This window comes from Enterobacter cloacae complex sp. Mu1197 (assembly GCF_040059225.1).
Taxonomy (GTDB): domain Bacteria; phylum Pseudomonadota; class Gammaproteobacteria; order Enterobacterales; family Enterobacteriaceae; genus Enterobacter; species Enterobacter quasiroggenkampii.
The window spans coordinates 2231570-2249040 of record NZ_CP157375.1; the positions used below are offsets into that span (position 1 = coordinate 2231570).

Here is a 17471-nt window from a genome sequence, read left to right on the forward strand (position 1 = left end):
GATTCCTGTTGTTGCATTTGATTGAAGGGGGTTGCCCCGTTGCTTGTTGACACTCTATTCACAATCCTGCCACAGAGATAGCGCAATATATCGAAGCCTATGTTCGAATTTTTTGAATAAGGCGCGAAAGGCGTCAGTGTGGTACTCTATAGCAATCATTAAAAAGAGAGTTTATCAGGGCGTGTACTGCCCTTTAACGCTATGACAGAACAACAAAAATTCACCTTCCCGATGCTCCTGCAACAGCTCGATTCTCTGACGCTGCGCGACAAACAGCGCTTCGCCCGCCGTCTGCACGGCGTCAAGAAGGTTAAAAATCCTGATGCACAACAGGCCATTTACCAGGAGTTGGCGAAAGAGATTGAACAGGCAGCAGGGAAGGTTGTGCTGCGCGAAGCTGCGCGCCCGGCGATTACCTACCCGGAAAACCTGCCCGTCAGCCAGAAGAAACAGGACATTCTTGAGGCCGTCCGCGACCACCAGGTGGTGATTGTGGCGGGTGAAACCGGTTCGGGGAAAACCACCCAGCTGCCGAAAATCTGTATGGAGCTGGGCCGCGGGATAAAAGGCCTGATTGGCCACACCCAGCCGCGTCGTCTGGCGGCGCGCACCGTTGCCAACCGTATTGCCGAAGAGCTGCAGACGGAGCCGGGCGGCTGCATCGGCTACAAGGTCCGTTTCAGCGATCACGTTAGCGACAACACCATGGTCAAACTGATGACCGACGGTATTCTGCTGGCGGAAATCCAGCAGGATCGCCTGCTGATGCAGTATGACACCATCATCATTGACGAAGCGCACGAGCGCAGCCTGAACATCGACTTCCTGCTCGGCTACCTGAAAGAACTGCTGCCGCGTCGTCCGGATCTGAAAGTGATCATCACCTCCGCGACTATCGACCCGGAGCGCTTCTCGAAGCACTTCAACAATGCGCCGATTATCGAGGTGTCAGGTCGCACGTATCCCGTGGAAGTGCGCTATCGCCCGATTGTGGAAGAGGCGGATGATACCGAGCGCGACCAGCTGCAGGCCATTTTTGATGCCGTTGACGAGCTGGGTAACGAAAGCGCGGGCGACATTCTGATCTTCATGAGCGGCGAACGCGAAATCCGCGATACCGCCGATGCGCTCAGCAAGCGCGACCTGCGTCACACCGAGATCCTGCCGCTGTATGCCCGCCTGTCTAACAGCGAACAGAACCGCGTCTTCCAGCCGCACAGCGGACGGCGCATCGTCCTGGCGACCAACGTGGCGGAAACCTCGCTCACCGTGCCGGGCATTAAATACGTGATCGATCCGGGTACGGCGCGCATCAGCCGCTACAGCTACCGTACCAAGGTTCAGCGGCTGCCGATTGAGCCCGTTTCGCAGGCGTCAGCTAACCAGCGTAAGGGCCGCTGTGGCCGCGTGTCGGAAGGGATCTGTATTCGTCTCTATTCCGAAGACGATTTCCTGTCGCGCCCGGAGTTTACCGACCCGGAAATTCTGCGCACCAACCTGGCGTCCGTTATCCTGCAGATGACCGCCCTGGGGCTGGGCGACATCGCGGCGTTCCCGTTCGTCGAAGCGCCGGACAAACGCAACATCCAGGACGGCGTGCGTCTGCTGGAAGAGCTCGGAGCGATCACCACCGACGAGCAGGCGACGGTCTACAAGCTGACGCCGCTGGGGCGCCAGCTCAGCCAGCTGCCGGTCGACCCGCGTCTGGCACGCATGGTGCTGGAAGCACAAAAGCACGGCTGCGTGCGCGAGGCGATGATCATTACCTCGGCGCTCTCCATTCAGGATCCGCGCGAGCGTCCGATGGACAAACAGCAGGCATCGGACGAAAAGCACCGCCGCTTCCACGATAAAGAGTCCGATTTCCTCGCCTTTGTGAACCTGTGGAACTACCTCGGCGAGCAGCAGAAAGCGCTCTCCTCGAATCAGTTCCGCCGTCAGTGCCGCGTAGATTTCCTCAACTACCTGCGCGTGCGCGAGTGGCAGGATATCTACATCCAGCTGCGCCAGATGGTGAAAGAGCTGGGCATTCCGGTCAACAGCGAACCGGCGGAGTACCGCGAAATCCATATCGCGCTGCTGACCGGCCTGCTGTCCCACATAGGGATGAAGGATGCCGAGAAGCAGGAGTATACCGGCGCGCGTAACGCCCGTTTCTCCATCTTCCCCGGTTCCGGCCTGTTCAAGAAGCCGCCAAAGTGGACCATGGTTGCGGAGCTGGTGGAAACCAGCCGCCTGTGGGGACGCATTGCCGCGCGTATCGATCCGGAATGGGTGGAGCCGGTGGCGCAGCATCTGCTTAAGCGCTCGTACAGTGAACCGCACTGGGAGCGCGCGCAGGGCGCGGTGATGGCGACCGAAAAAGTGACCGTTTACGGCCTGCCGGTGGTCGCCGCGCGTAAGGTCAACTACAGTCAGATCGATCCGGCCCTGTGCCGCGAGCTGTTTATCCGCCACGCGCTGGTGGAGGGCGACTGGCAGACGCGCCACGCCTTCTTCCGTGAAAACCTGAAGCTGCGTGCTGAAGTGGAAGAGCTGGAGCATAAATCGCGCCGCCGCGACATTCTGGTGGATGATGAAGCGCTGTTCGAGTTTTATGACCAGCGCATCAGCCACGACGTCATCTCCGCTCGCCATTTCGACAGCTGGTGGAAGAAGGCCAGCAAAGAGACGCCGGACCTGCTCAACTTTGAAAAGAGCATGCTGATTAAAGAGGGTGCGGAGTCGGTCAGCAAACTCGACTACCCGAACTTCTGGCATCAGGGCAACCTCAAGCTGCGTCTGACCTATCAGTTTGAGCCGGGGGCAGACGCGGACGGCGTGACCGTCCACATTCCGCTGCCGCTGTTAAACCAGGTGGATGAGAGCGGGTTCGAGTGGCAAATCCCCGGCCTGCGTCGCGAGCTGGTGATTGCGCTGATCAAATCCCTGCCGAAACCGGTTCGCCGCAACTTTGTGCCTGCGCCAAACTACGCGGAAGCGTTTTTGGGCCGCGTCACGCCGCTGGAGCTGCCGCTGCTGGACGCGCTGGAGCGTGAGTTCCGCCGCATGACCGGAACGACCATCGACCGCGACGACTGGAACTGGGATCAGGTGCCCGATCACCTGAAAATCAGCTTCCGCGTGGTGGACGATAAAAATAAAAAGCTGCTGGAAGGGCGTTCCCTGAGCGAGCTGAAAGAGGCGCTCAAAGGCAAAGTCCAGGAGACGCTCTCTGCGGTGGCCGACGACGGCATCGAGCAGAGCGGGCTGCACATCTGGAGCTTTGGCCAACTTCCGGAAAGCTACGAGCAGAAGCGCGGCAACTATAAGGTGAAAGCCTGGCCTGCGCTGGTGGACGAGCGCGACAGCGTGGCGATCAAACTGTTTGATAACCCGCAGGAACAGCAGCAGATGATGTGGCGCGGGCTGCGTCGCCTGCTGCTGCTCAACATCCCGTCGCCGATCAAGTATCTGCACGAGAAGCTGCCGAACAAGGCCAAGCTGGGGCTCTACTTTAACCCGTACGGCAAAGTGCTGGATCTGATTGACGACTGCATCTCCTGCGGCGTGGACAAACTGATCCACGAGGCGGGCGGTCCGGTCTGGACGGAAGAGGGCTTTGCTCAGCTGCATGAAAAGGTACGTGCGGAGCTGAACGACACCGTGGTGGAGATTGCCAAACAGGTCGAGCAGATCCTCACCACCGTGTTCAATATCAACAAGCGTCTGAAAGGGCGCGTGGATATGACCATGGCGCTGGGGCTGTCTGAAGTGAAGGCGCAGATGGCGGGGCTGGTTTACCGCGGCTTTGTCACCGGCAACGGCTTCAACCGTCTTGGCGATACGCTGCGCTATCTGCAGGCGATTGAAAAACGGCTGGAGAAAATGGCTATCGACCCGCACCGCGACCGCGCGCAGATGCTGAAAGTGGAGAGCGTGCAGCAGGCGTGGCAGCAGTGGCTGAACAAGCTGCCGCCAGCGCGCCGCGACGATGAAGACGTGCAGGCGATCCGCTGGATGATCGAGGAGCTGCGCGTCAGCTTCTTTGCCCAGCAGCTCGGTACGCCGTATCCGATTTCGGATAAGCGTATTCTGCAGGCGATGGAGCAGATTTCCGGTTAAACCCTTGCCCGGTGGCGCTGCGCTTACCGGGCCTACGGGAGAACGGGTAGGCCGGGTAAGGCGTAGCCGCCACCCGGCTGGTTATCGTTCTACAATCGCCAGCGTAAACCCATCCCAACCCTTAATCCCCACCGTTTGCAGCGCGGTGGCGGTTAAGCGCGGGTTATCCCCCATCATCTCAATAAAACGCCGCACGCCCAGCACGCGCGCGTCGTCGCTTTCCCCGTTGATTACCTCGCCGTCACGCACCACGTTATCGCCGATAATTACCGTGCCGGGGCGGGAGTAGTGCAGCGCCCATTCCAGATAGCCGGGATTGTTTGGCTTATCGGCATCAATAAAGATCAGGTCGAACGGCGGAACCTCACCGAAATTCTCCAGCGAGCTCAGGGCCGGGCCTTCAATTAATTCAATACGTTCGTCTAGCCCCGCGAGGTGAATATTCTGGCGGGCAACCCCGGCATGCGTCGGATCGGCCTCAAGCGTAATCAGCTTACCGTCCGGCGGCAGCGCGCGCGCCATCCAGATTGAGCTGTAGGCACCCAGCGTCCCAATCTCAAGAATGCGTCTTGCCTGCGTCATGCGCGCGAACAGCGCCAGCAGCTGCCCCTGATTGGCCGCGACATCGTGTTCGGGTAGCCCGGCGCGCTTGTTGTTTTCCAGTACCTGACTCAGTACGTCATCGTCAGGAATAAGCGACGAGATCATGAAATTATCAACTGCAGACCATTGTTGTTGCATAGATTGACTCCTTGGGAGGGATTGCCGGGTGACGGCTACGCCTTACCCGGCCTACGGGGCGAAATGTAGGCCCGGTAAGCAAAGCGCCACCGGGCAGGTTTTCAGACACTGACCCAGCCGCCGCCCAGCGCTTTATACAAATCAATCTGCGCCAGCAGCAGGTTATTTTTCACCTGCACGACGCTGGTCTGGACCGAGAACAGCGTGCGCTGCGCGTCCAGCACGTCAAGATAAGAGGAATAACCGTTGCGATAGCGATTCTGCGCAATGCGCAGCGTCTCCTGCGCCACATCCTGCTGGGCAAGCAGCTCCGTCAGCTGTTCCTGATAGCGACTTATCGCATCAAGGCTGTTGTTCACTTCGGCAAACGCGTTACGCACGGTTTTTTCATAGGCGTACAGCGCCTGGTTACGCTGGGACTGGGAAATGTCCACCTGCGCATTCAGCGCCTGGCGGTTCAGCAGCGGGGCGAGAATACTGCCCCCGACGCTCCAGAGCTGGAGCGGGTTGTCCAGCAGGCCGGATAGGGTGCGATCCTGAACCGATCCGCTGGCGGTCAGGTTGATCGACGGCAGCAGGCTGGCGCGCGACGCCGCGAGCGAGGCGTCAGCCGCCACCAGCTGGCGTTCGGCCTGGACGATATCCGGGCGGCGGTTCAGGAGCGCAGAAGGTAGCTGCGACGGCAGCGTCAGCGGCGTCAGTCCCGCAAAGCTTTCGCTGCGCGCCACGTCGCCCGGGTTGCTTCCCAGCAGCAGGCTCAGGGCATTCTCCTGCTGTGCAATCTGATGCTGCAGCACGGGCACCTGCGCCCGCGTTGAGCGCAGTTCGGAATCCGACTGCATCAGCTCCAGACGCGAGCTGTAGCCCGTCTCAAACTGACGTTTCGCGAGGTTAAATGCCTCCTCGCGCGATTTCAGCGTGGATTCGGTCACGCGCAACTGTTCGTCAAGCGAGAGCAGGGTGACATAGCCGGATGCAACGGAGGAGGCAACGGTCAAATTCGCGGCCGCGGCGGCGGCTTTTTGCGCCTCCAGCGAGGCTTCGGCAGCGCGCGAGGTGCTGCGGTTGACGCCCCAGATATCCACGTCATAGCTCGCCGTCAGGCTCCCTCTGTACAGCGTACCGTAAACCGGCAGCCCGGTCGCGGCGGATTGTGAACGGGCGCGCGTCCCCGTTACGCCTGCGTCGAGGGAGGGAAACAGGCTACCGTCGGCCGCATAGACCCGCGCCTGATACTCGTTTATCCGTTCGCGGGCGATCAGCACGTCGCTGTTATGCTGCAGCGCCTGATCCACATAGCGGTTCAGGTGGTTGTCATGGAAATTACGCCACCAGAGCTGCTCCGTCGGGCTGGCAGGGCCGGAGACGGTGCGCCACTGGGTGGGGATGTGCAGCGTCGGCTGCGCCGGTTTGACGTCAACGGACTGGCATCCGGCCAGCATGACCGCCGCCACCAGCGCGGCTATCGGGCGAAGGATCATTACTTCGCCTCCCGTGTATCAATGGTCACCTGTACCGACATACCCGGACGCAGCAGCGCGGAATCTTCTGGCTTACCTAGCACCTCAATGCGCACCGGAATACGCTGGGCTATTTTGACAAAGTTGCCGGTGGCGTTGTCCGGCGTGATGGCGCTGAACTCCACGCCGGTTGCCGGGGAGATGCTCTCCACGCGGCCCTGATACGCTTTGTTGTTCAGGGCATCAACGGTGAATTTCACCGACTGACCGACGCGCAGCTCCGCGAGCTGGGTCTCTTTAATGTTGGCGATGACCCAGTGCTGCGGCGGCACCAGGGTGGTGAGATGGGTTCCGGCGGTCACGTAGGCCCCGAGACGCACGGCGATCTGGCCGAGCTGACCGTCACGCGGTGCCACAATGCGAGTGTTTTGCAGGTCAATCTGCGCCAGCTCCAGCGCCGCTTTCGCGTTTTCAACATCCGCCTCCAGCGCACCGCGGTTCACAATCACCGTCTGCAGATCCTGACGCGACATCTCAAGCGCGGCTTTCGCCTGGTCGATGTCGGCGCTACCCTGAGCGGCACTGGCCAGCGCCGCGTCGCGCTCGCGAATGGAAAGCGAGCCGTCCGCCGTCAGCTCTTTCACCCGTTTTAAATCCGCCTGGCTTTTCAGGCTCTGGGCGCGGGCATTTTTCAGCGCAGCGTCATTTTTGGCGATCGTTGCTTCGGCGCTTTTACGCTGCTGCAGGTTGTTATTCAGGGCGGCAATTTTCATCGCCAGCTGCGCCTCGGCCTGGTGCACCCGCTGACGGTAGATACGGTCATCAATCTGCAGCAGCAGGTCGCCTTTTTTGACCTGCTCAAAGTCCTGAACCTTCACCTCGGTGATATAGCCGTTCACCTGCGGGCTGATAAACGTCGTCTGGCCGCGCACGTAGGCGTTGTCGGTAAACTGCGCGTGACGGGTAAACGGCGGCAGCTGCCACGCATAAAGGATTACCAGCACGCCGACGATACCGATGGCGGCGGCGGTGAAAACGGAAACAATGCGCACATTTTTGCGGGTGTTGGCCTGCTCTTTGGCGGCATCCTGCTGACTCATAAACTCTCCAGAACTCTTTATATTATTTGTTGCCGGTGGCGTTCTTCAGCGCCAGACGGGCAGTGATGCGCAGGCGCAGCAAGCGCCATAAAATCCAGACCAGCGTGGCGGCAGCGATGCTCGCCGTCAGCAGATAAGTATCGTTGTAGGCCAGAATATTCGCCTCCAGCGCGGTGACCGTTTGCAGCTGCGTTATCGCCTGGGTGCCCAGCAGCGCGCTGTCGCCAATCAGGCTTTTGTACATTTGGGTATAAAGCTGAATTCGCTCGTTGACCAGCGGGTTGAGCGTGGTGAGCTGGTCCGCCAGCAGGCTGGAGTGGTACTTCTCGCGCCAGGTCTGGAAGGTGCCGAGGATCGCGGAGCCCAGCAGGCCACCGAGGTTCTGGCTCATGCCAAACATCACCGAGAAGCTGACCAGGTTACGCGGGTCGGCGATCACCCCGCCAATGGCGGCCAGCATAGCGGGCGCCAGGAAGAAGGCGCTGCCGAAGCCCAGCAGGAACTGGCTTACCATCAACTGATCCGGACGGGTCAGGTTGTTGGACTGGCTGTCCAGCAGCGAGGCAACAATCATCAGCGCCAGAGACGTGATGATTGGCCACGCCAGTTTCGTCGGCTTGATGGTGAGACAGCTGGTGACAATCCCGCAGACGATCCCGGCGAAAATAGACCACGCCAGGCGCGTCATCTGCTCGTTCTGTAGGCCCACGTACTGCAGCCAGCCGATGACGCCGGTGTTTTGCTCGGCCAGCACGATTCGGATCAGCAGCATAATTAGCCCCAGGCGGACGATGCTGCCGCTCGACAGCCAGCGGGTGTTCAGCAGCGGGTTGCTGCGGTTATGTTCAAAGACGATGGCTGCGACAATCAGCACCAGCGATAGCGCCAGCGACCAGCCGATCCACGGCGCTTCGAACCACCAGTCCAGACGGCCTAAAGAGAGCACGGCGCAGAGGAGGGCCATCCCGGGGGCCATTAAAAAGAAGGTGATAAAGTCTTTTTTCTCGAAGACCTTGCGCCGGTCGCCCGGCGGCAGTTTTAAGGCGATTACGCAGGCCAGGGAGATCAGCGCCAGCCCCAGCTCGAAGAAATAGAGCCCGCGCCACTCGTCCAGCTGCAGCAGCTCGGTCGAAAACAGGCGGGCCAGCGGGATGGCGAGCGACGATCCGGTGATGCCGATGGTCAGCGCCTTCAGGCGGTGCTTCGCAGGCCAGGCCTGGATTTGATAGTAAATCCCCAGCGAGCTGAGCGCGGCGGCCACCATGCCGTGCGCGGCGCGAACCATCAGCGCCGAGCTGAGATCGTTTACGAAAAGATGGAAGAAGGTGACCAGCACGTACAGCACCAGAAAACCTTCCGTAAAGGCGCGCAAACCGTACTGCTGGCGGAATTTCACCAGCAGCAGGTTGATGGAGATGTTGGTCATCACATAGACCGCGGGCAGCCAGGCGATTTCGGTGGACCAGGCCCCGAAAGTCCCCTGTAAATTTTGCAGGTTGGCGGTCACCACCGCATTCCCCAGCGCCCCCGTCAGACAGACCAGCAGGCCCACGACGCCGTAGGCAATGCGTTTTGGCGTACTGTGTTCGGGCGTGGAGGGCGAACCCAGCAGGGCGGGTTTCTCATGTGGCTGCCACTCGCGAGGAGCATAAGGGTCGCGTTCGGGCAGGCGCATAACGTCGTTTACCTTAGAAATGATTGAATAATTAGCGGGCTAGCGATTCTACGACTCCCGCAAATGATAATTCAAGTGAATATGATTTACGCATGTTAATCAAATGGTGAAGGGAAATTTAAGGAAAAAGAGCGGCCCGCAGGACGGGCCGGGAAGGGTCAGAGACGTTCGGGCTGCGCCTGGATGAGAGTGGCGCGCTTAACGCGGCTGGCGCAGAAAATCGCGATTAAAGAAATGGTCACCGTGACGGCAAGATACCAGGCCACCGGCACCCAGTCGCCGTCGTAGTTTGCCAGCAGTCCGGTCGCAATCAGCGGCGCGGTACCGCCTGCCAGCGCGGCACCCAGCTGATAGCCTAGAGTAATGCCGGTGTAGCGCACGTTTGCACTAAAGATTTCAGAGCACAGCGTGCCCAGTACCGCGGTGACAGGGGCCCACAGCACGCCAAAGGCGATGATCGTCGCGAGCACGATACCCCATGTGGTGCCGGTATTGAGCAGCATAAACCACGGTACGATAAACAGGCCCAGCACGAAGACGCTGATCGCGTACATGCGCTGACGGCCTACCTTATCGGAGAGCAGCCCCATTAGCGGGATCATAATGGTCGCCACCAGCGCACCCAGCGTCACGGCTTCCAGCGCCTGCGATTTCTGATACGTCAGCGTGCTGGTGGCATAGCTCACCACGAAGGTCGAGAAGATGTAGAAGGGGGCGGTTTCAACCACCTTCAGACCGGCGGCAATCAACACTTCACGCCAGTGATGCTTCAGCGTATCGCGCAGCGGGGCCTTAGCCACCTGACCGGACGCTTTGACTCGCTTAAAATCGGGCGTTTCATCAATATCTTTGCGGATCCACAGGCCGAGCAACACCAGAACCGAGCTTAGCAGGAACGGGATGCGCCAGCCCCAGGAGAGGAAATCCGCCTCGCTGAACAGGGTCATCAGCGAAACGATAAAAGTTGCCATCAGCATACCGATGGTGACGCCCGCCTGCGGAATACTGCCGAAGAAGCCTTTACGTTTTTCGGGCGCGTATTCGTAGGCCAGCAGCAGCGCGCCGCCCCATTCACCACCGATGCCCATCCCCTGAATGATGCGCATCAGGATCAGCAGAGCGGGCGCCCACAGGCCAATCATCTCATACGTGGGCAGCAGGCCAATCATGACGGTTGCACCTCCCATCAAAGAGAGGGTCAACACGAGGGTTTTTTTACGTCCGATGCGGTCGCCAATGTGGGCGAAAAGTACCCCACCAATGGGGCGAATAAAGAAGGTTAAGGAGAAAGAGAGATAAGAGAGAATGAGTCCGATCACCGGATCGACCATCGGGAAAAAGATCTTATTGAAGACCAGCGCGGCCGCCGTACCGTAGAGAAAATAGTCAAACCATTCAATGGCGCTCCCGGTAAGGCTGGCGATTAACACCTTTTTATTTTTTCGTAATACCGTCGTCGTACTTTCATGTTCTGTCATGACCTGAAACCCCGCCACGTTGATGATGAGAGAGGTGTCACCTGGCGCGCTTCAGGTGCAACCTGTGATGATGAAAAAGGTTGTGAAATTGTTAAGCAACTTAGGGTTGGATGTTGCGTTTGGCAAGCGCAGGGGGGATAAAACTGGTCAGATCACGGTGAAATAAGCAGCGCTGGGTGCTTTTTCATGACGCCTGAACAATACAATGTTTTGTAGGGCTGGAAATCAAAAGCATAATAGGCAGGTGCAACCCGATGATTTTTGGATGTTTCTGGTTATTTCAGAAAAATGATAAATTCGGTGCTTCAACAACGTGAGGAGTTCACCATGGTTCAGCCCCATTTTCCCGTTCTGGCGAATTCCACGCTGGCGGCCATCAATACTGTCGGTGAATGGCTGGCGCAGGATGACCTGAGCGCGACGCGTCCGCTCCCGGAAGTCGATGCGGTGATTCTGGCAGGAAACGCGGTGATCCCGACCATTGACGCGGCCTGCCGGATGGCCTCTGAGCAAGACGTGCCGCTTCTGATTAGCGGCGGCATCGGGCATTCGACTAGCTTTTTATATACCGCGATTGGCAATCATCCGTGTTACCACACCGTACCGGTCACCGGGCGGCCTGAAGCGAGCATTCTTGCCGACATTGCGCGGGCGTTCTGGCAGATCCCCGAGGCGCAGCTGTGGGTTGAGGATCGCTCCACCAATTGCGGTGAAAATGCGCGCTTTAGCTGGAACTTGCTGAAACAGCATAATCGAACGACCGGGCGGGTGCTGGTGGTGCAGGATCCGACGATGCAGCGCCGCACCATGGCGACATTTGCCCGCGTTTGTCGGGATGAGCCCGTTTCACCGCAGTGGGTCAGCCATCCGGGGTTTACGCCGACACTGCAAAACGGTAACGAGGGCGTGGAATTCAGCGAGGGCAACACCGGCCTGTGGCCCGTTGACCGTTACCTTTCACTGGTTATGGGGGAGCTGCCGCGCCTGTATGATGACGCCAACGGCTATGGCCCGGCCGGGCGGGATTATATTGCTCACGTTGAATTCCCCGAGGCCGTCACCGCCGCATGGAAACAGCTGCAGCAGGATCCTGTCCTGACGGGTGCACGTAATATAATTTAGGCACGGAACAATCCCCTCGCCCCTTTGGGGAGAGGGTTAGGGTGAGGGGTAGGTGGGAAAAATCAGAGCGCCGCAAACTTATCCAGCGTCCGCACCAGCTGCGTCACAAACCCATACTCGTTGTCATACCAGGCAACGGCTTTCACCAGCTGAAGGTCTCCCGCTTCTGACACCTCCGTCTGCGTGGCGTCAAACACTGAACCATAATGTGAACCAATCACATCTGACGACACGATCTCTTCATCGGTATACCCGAAGGATTTATTGCCCTGCGTCGCCTTTTTTAGCGCGGCGTTGATCTCCTCAACGGTCACTTTCTTGCCCAGAATGGTCACCAGTTCGGTAACGGAGCCCGTTTTAACCGGCACGCGCTGCGCGTGGCCTTTCAGTTTGCCGCTGAGCGCAGGGATCACCAGACCAATGGCTTTGGCGGCGCCGGTGGTATGCGGAATGATATTCTCTGCCGCCGCCCGCGAGGCGCGAAGATCTTTCCCGCGCGGGCCATCCACCAGCGCCTGGGTACCGGTATAGGCGTGAATGGTGGTCATGGTGCCCACCTTAATTTCAAACGCGTCGTTCAGGGCTTTCGCCAGCGGGGCGAGGCAGTTGGTGGTGCAGGAGGCGACGGAGATGATGGTGTCACCGGCGTCAATGGTGTCGTCGTTCACGCTGTAGACGATGGTTTTCATGTCGCCCGCAGGCGCGGAGATCAGCACCTTCTTCGCGCCCGCGTCCAGGTGCGCCCGTGATTTTTCTTCAGACGTATAAAAACCGGTGCACTCCACGACGATATCCACACCGGCGGTTTTCCACGGAATATGCTTTGCCTCTTTTTCGGCATAGACCGCTATGGTTTTACCGTCAACGATCAGCGCATCCTCGGTGAAATCCACGCTCCACGGGAAGCCGCCGTAGTTGGAATCATGCCTGAGCAGGTAGGCCAGCACTTTCGGGGAGGTGAGGTCGTTGATGGCGACGACGGTATTACTGTCCTGGGTTTCAAGAAGGCGACGCAGAACAAGACGTCCAATGCGTCCAAAGCCGTTAATGCCAATTTTACTCATGGTGTTCTCCTGTAAACGTGTCGATGCGACAGTTTGAACTCATCCAGGCTTAGACCATCACGGGCAGGGCGGCAATTGAAGATGCTTCATGCGGGGGGAAGTATTTGAAAAACCATACAGAAAAGTTAATGAATTTTTAAGGAAAGGGGATTATGTTGGCGCGGTAACTGTTTTTAATCGAGAAATCACATGCGCACTAAATATACAAGCCTGCAAATCGGCATCCACTGGCTGGTGTTTCTGTTAATCATCGTCGCTTACTGCGCCATGGAGTTCAGAGGTTTCTTCCCGCGCACCGCGCGTCCGGCGATCAATATGATCCACGTCTCATGCGGGATCGGTATCCTGGTGCTGATGGTGACGCGTCTGCTGGTTCGCCTGAAGTTCCGCGCGCCGCCGATTCAGCCGAAGCCAAAAGCGATGGTGACGGGGATGTCTCATCTGGGGCATCTGGTGGTATATCTGCTGTTTATTGCGCTGCCGCTGATTGGCATTGTGATGATGTATAACCGGGGCAGTGACTGGTTTGCCTTTGGCCTGGCGATGCCGCATGCGGCGGAGTCCAATTTTGATCTGGTGGATACGCTGAAGGCGTGGCACGAGACGCTGGCAAACCTGGGGTATTTTGTGATTGGCCTGCACGCGGCGGCGGCACTGATGCATCACTATTTCTGGAAAGATAATACCCTTCTGCGCATGATGCCGAAAAAGCGTTCGTAGTCTTCTCGCCCGGCGGCGCTTCGCTTGCACGGGCCTACAAACGGCTCTGAATCGTAGGCCGGGATCGCTACGCGTCACCCGGCTTGTTTTTAACCCAGCAAAGCACGCTCTTCAACTGTTAATGCCAGCGCCTGGGTTGACCCCGTCTCAGACGACTTCACCGCCGCTTCCAGCACGGCCATGACTGCCAGTGCCTCAACCGGGTGGACCGGATTGGTGATTTTCCCAAGCAGCGCGTCACGCACATTGATGTAATACTGGCGCTGATCGCCTTTCGGGGTAGGGATCGTCTGCGATGCGCCGTCAGCGCCAAAGAACACCATACTGTCGCTGTCTTCGCCCCAGGCTTCACTCCCAGGGATAACCCCGGAGAGCAACTGTGCTTCCTGCTGATCGATTCTGGCCTTCACCACGCTGCCCTTGTCCCCGTGGACGGCAAAGCGCGCCGTACCGCCTGCCACCAGCATGCTGGCGTGCAGAATCACCTTATGCTCCGGGTAGTTTAAGACCACGTGCGCCCAGTCGTTGATTTCTGCGCCGTCGCGCAGCGTCGCGATATTCCCCTGAACCGACTGCGGCAGACCAAAGAGCTGTAGCGTCTGGTCGATAAGATGAGGCCCCAGGTCAAACCACAGGCCGCTCCCGGGGACATTCTGCTCGCGCCAGCGCACGCGCACTTCCGGGCGGAAGCGGTCGATATGCGACTCCAGGTGCTTAACCTTGCCGAGCGTGCCTTGCTCAATGACCTGCTTAATGCCGAGGAAGTCGCTGTCCCAGCGGCGATTGTGGAAGACAGAAAGCAGTCGCTGCTTTTCATCCGCCAGCGCAATCAGGTCGCGGGCTTCCTGCATGTCGAGAGTGAAAGGCTTATCCACGACCACGTGTTTACCTGCGTTCAGGGCCAGCGTCGCCAGCGGGGCGTGCGTGGCGTTGGGGGAGGCAATCACCACCAGGTCAACATCAGGATGCTGAATAGCCTCTTCAGGGGTGGCGACCACCTCTACGTCCGGCAGATCGCGTTTCACCTTCTCTTCATCACGAGAAGAGACCACTGCCAGCTTAAGCCCGTCCACAGACTGGATTAACGGGGCATGGAAAGTTTTGCCCACAAATCCATACCCGATCAGCGCAATGTTAATTGTTCGAACTGTACTCATGAACTTCTCCACGTTAATTCGCGCACACCGTGACCTGCAATGCGCCAGGGTCCCCAAGCTCTGGCCAGGGACGATCTAAAAAGAGTTGTTGAATGTTGGATAACCCAGAAACCAGATACGGTTCGCAGCGGTTGACTTTCAGGTGGTCGGCAACAATCCAGTGCGCATGGCTTGCGTCAAGCATCGCGCGTTTAACCTCGGCATCCGCTTCTTTACCGGCGCTCAAACCGAGTTCAGCATGAATGGCGCACGCCCCGAGGATGGCGATATCTGCCCGATAGCGGGACAGCAACGACAAGGTGGCGCTTCCGGCAAACAGGCGCTGCTTATGGTCCCATTTCCCGCCGAGCAGGATCAGTTCAACGTCTTCCCGGTCGCTAAAATGCTGGGCGATATCCAGCGACGTGGTAATGACGGTGAGCGGCCCGCGAAGAAAGGAGGCGACAGCCATCACCGTGCTGCCCGCATCCAGAAACAGGGTAGAACCCGCAGGAACCTGCTGTGCGACCTGTTTTCCCAGGCGCTGTTTGGTTTCCGGCAGCAGCGTATTGCGGCTCTGGCGATTCATGGCAGAAAGATTCAGCGCGATGGCCCCGCCGTGGTTTTTCTGCGCCAGCCCCTGGTTTTCCAGGTCGGTCAGATCCCGACGGATGGTATCGGCTGAAACCTGCAGCTTTTCTGCCAGCTCGGTGATGCTGGCCTGGCCTTGCTCGCTCAGGATATCCAGAACGTGGCGTTGTCGTGCGGTTTTGTGCATCGGTGTGCGTTCCTGCAAAATGTCGCAATAGTTTGCATAATACAGCATTTTAACGCAGAGAAAAGGGCAACGTGGTTTTGATGTCGGGGAGTGAGGTGATGATTCAGATGCGTGATTATTAAAATTTTATTAAACAGGTATAAGCAAGCCGTTTTGAATGTTAACCACAATGTTATTGTTATGTTTTATTTAACGATTTGGGTTATGTAACCACTGCATTCCTATTGTCTGGATTTTTATTCTGTTGAATATTTTTGGTGTGGTTTTTGATTGCTTTAATTAGTTTTTTAATAGCATTAAATTCTAATTTAGCTGGTTTGGCTACTTAAATTGACACTTCTTTGAAAATCTTTGTGTCTGACCCGCGCGGAAATTAACGCAAAAATGTGCAGGGAGCAAATTAAGAATTTTCCTTAAATAACAGTCGGTTTATATGTTTCATCTGAAAGGTCATTTTAAGCGTTTTGTCCAGAAACCCCATCTTTTTTCTTAATTGTAACACCACATTAACATTGGGGGTGTAGTGGCTTATAACGCATTTTGTTATGCTGCCAACCACTTTAGGAAATAAGTAAATTCTTAATTTAAATAAGACGCAGGCAGATCTCATCTCCAGAGGAAATGGGTATGGGGAGTTTTACCTAAAATTCGGCAAGGATGCGAAATAAGATATTTGTCTAATTATCTATACCTCTTTTTGGGTAATTGCTTCAGTGTCACTCAGAGTCAGGGAGATAAAAATGACGATATTGCGAAAGCCTATGTTACGTCGATTTACAGCAGCACTGGCATTCATTTCATTAGCCATAAATACGGCGTACGCCAATAGTAGTCAGGTGGGTATTGCCCCGGTTGCCACGACAACCTTAAAAGAAAGTATTCTTTTTGCTATCGATCGCGATCCGTCGATTAGTCAGCAGGCCGCGCAACTCGGTATTGGTCAGGCGCAAATAGATGAAGCGCGCAGCGGCTGGATGCCGCAAATATCGCTGAACGGCAGCACGGGCCATAGCCAGACCACCGATTCCAGCGGGTCGCTGAAGAATTCAGCCGCGTGGGGGCTGAGCCTGACGCAGCTGATATATGACTTTGGCAAGACCAATAACAGCATCAGCCAGTCTTCCGCCCAGCGCGATAGCTATCGCTACCAGCTGATGAGCACACTCTCTGACGTGGCGGAAAAAACGGCGCTGAGCTATGTCGAGGTCAAACGCTATGCCGATCTGCTGCAGGCGGCAAAGGAGAACGTTCAGGCGCTAAAAAATGTTGAGCAACTGGCAAAGCTGCGCGCCGACGCGGGCGTGAGCTCGACCTCCGATGAGCTCCAGACCCGCACGCGTATTGCCGGCATGCAGGCGACGGTCGCGCAGTATCACGCCGCCTTAAACAGCGCCCGCGCAAGGCTCGCGGTATTAACCGGAATGCAGGCCGATAACTTTTCGCCTGTACCCGCAAATCTCGCGGTTGAGCCTGATTCGCTCAACCGCATTGATTATTCGCTGATACCGGCGGTTATGGCCGCGCAAAACATGGAGCGCTCTGCCCAATATGGCGTGGAAACGGCGAAGTCCCAGCACTGGCCGACCCTAAGCCTGAAGGGCGGACGTACCCGTTACGAGTCGGACAACCGTTCGTACTGGGACGACCAGATCCAGCTCAATATTGACGCACCGCTTTATCAGGGCGGCGCGGTCTCTGCACGCGTGCGGCAGGCTGAAGGGGCACGGGCGATGGCCTCCTCTCAGGTCGATCAGGCGCGTTTCGACGTCCTGCAAAAAGCCTCCGTCGCGCAGGCGGACTGGACCGGTGCACGGGGAAGAATGGAGGCCGGGAAACAGCAGCTGGAAAATGCCCTGCGCGCCCGTGATGTCTATAAAAATGAGTACACCCTGAGCAAGCGGAGCATTAACGATCTGCTCAGCGTTGAGCAGGATGTCTGGCAGGCCACCTCGGCGAAAATAATCGCTGAGTATGATGGCTGGAGTTCGGCAATTAATTATGCTTCCGCGGTTGATAATTTAATGCCGCTTATTGGAATAGAGAAAAACGCTGCCGCAAAACTACCCGATTTGAGTTAAAAAAAGACGCGTATT

At 57.5% G+C, this 17471-nt stretch carries 12 protein-coding genes; 4 read left to right on the forward strand and 8 right to left on the reverse strand.

Features of this window, described 5'->3' with window-relative positions:
• The first annotated feature begins 201 nt into the window (after positions 1–201).
• A complete protein-coding gene (gene hrpA / locus ABFV38_RS10680; RefSeq protein ID WP_348959354.1) occupies positions 202–4104 on the forward strand; it encodes an ATP-dependent RNA helicase HrpA in 3903 nt (1300 codons plus the stop codon).
• 81 nt (positions 4105–4185) lie between these two features.
• Here the strand turns inward: hrpA and ABFV38_RS10685 are convergent, their stop codons facing one another.
• The 5 genes from ABFV38_RS10685 to ABFV38_RS10705 all read right to left on the reverse strand — a co-directional run bounded on the left by ABFV38_RS10685 (position 4186) and on the right by ABFV38_RS10705 (position 10558).
• Positions 4186–4845, reverse strand: a complete 660-nt coding sequence (locus tag ABFV38_RS10685) for an O-methyltransferase (protein ID WP_348959355.1) — start codon at positions 4843–4845, stop codon at positions 4186–4188.
• 101 nt (positions 4846–4946) lie between these two features.
• The gene (locus tag ABFV38_RS10690) at positions 4947–6326 is read right to left on the reverse strand and encodes an efflux transporter outer membrane subunit (RefSeq protein ID WP_348959356.1); all 1380 of its coding nucleotides are present in this window, start codon (positions 6324–6326) and stop codon (positions 4947–4949) included.
• Positions 6326–7405 (reverse strand): HlyD family secretion protein, encoded by a 1080-nt coding sequence (locus ABFV38_RS10695; RefSeq protein ID WP_348959357.1) that lies wholly within the window; start codon positions 7403–7405, stop codon positions 6326–6328. The genes ABFV38_RS10690 and ABFV38_RS10695 overlap by 1 nt, the downstream gene beginning before the upstream one ends.
• Positions 7406–7427: 22 nt before the next feature.
• Complete coding sequence (locus ABFV38_RS10700; RefSeq protein ID WP_235401455.1) at positions 7428–9080, reverse strand: MFS transporter; 1653 nt, start codon at positions 9078–9080, stop codon at positions 7428–7430.
• A gap of 158 nt (positions 9081–9238) precedes the next feature.
• Positions 9239–10558 (reverse strand): MFS transporter, encoded by a 1320-nt coding sequence (locus ABFV38_RS10705; protein ID WP_235401452.1) that lies wholly within the window; start codon positions 10556–10558, stop codon positions 9239–9241.
• 327 nt (positions 10559–10885) lie between these two features.
• Between ABFV38_RS10705 and ABFV38_RS10710 the strand changes: the two genes are divergently transcribed.
• The gene (locus ABFV38_RS10710; protein ID WP_348959358.1) at positions 10886–11680 is read left to right on the forward strand and encodes a YdcF family protein; all 795 of its coding nucleotides are present in this window, start codon (positions 10886–10888) and stop codon (positions 11678–11680) included.
• Positions 11681–11742: 62 nt separating this feature from the next.
• Here the strand turns inward: ABFV38_RS10710 and gap are convergent, their stop codons facing one another.
• Positions 11743–12744, reverse strand: a complete 1002-nt coding sequence (gene gap / locus ABFV38_RS10715; RefSeq protein ID WP_348959359.1) for a type I glyceraldehyde-3-phosphate dehydrogenase — start codon at positions 12742–12744, stop codon at positions 11743–11745.
• A gap of 189 nt (positions 12745–12933) precedes the next feature.
• On the opposite strand from gap, the gene cybB reads away from it, so the two are divergent.
• A complete protein-coding gene (gene cybB / locus ABFV38_RS10720; protein ID WP_045910487.1) occupies positions 12934–13464 on the forward strand; it encodes a cytochrome b561 in 531 nt (176 codons plus the stop codon).
• An 89-nt stretch (positions 13465–13553) separates the two neighbouring features.
• Here the strand turns inward: cybB and ABFV38_RS10725 are convergent, their stop codons facing one another.
• Both ABFV38_RS10725 and ABFV38_RS10730 read right to left on the reverse strand, forming a co-directional pair.
• Complete coding sequence (locus tag ABFV38_RS10725) at positions 13554–14621, reverse strand: oxidoreductase (RefSeq protein ID WP_048223117.1); 1068 nt, start codon at positions 14619–14621, stop codon at positions 13554–13556.
• Positions 14622–14634: 13 nt separating this feature from the next.
• Positions 14635–15378 (reverse strand): DeoR/GlpR family DNA-binding transcription regulator, encoded by a 744-nt coding sequence (locus ABFV38_RS10730; protein ID WP_348959360.1) that lies wholly within the window; start codon positions 15376–15378, stop codon positions 14635–14637.
• 740 nt (positions 15379–16118) lie between these two features.
• On the opposite strand from ABFV38_RS10730, the gene ABFV38_RS10735 reads away from it, so the two are divergent.
• Positions 16119–17456, forward strand: coding sequence for a TolC family outer membrane protein (locus ABFV38_RS10735; protein ID WP_045910489.1), 1338 nt, complete (start codon positions 16119–16121; stop codon positions 17454–17456).
• The last annotated feature ends 15 nt before the right edge of the window (positions 17457–17471 follow it).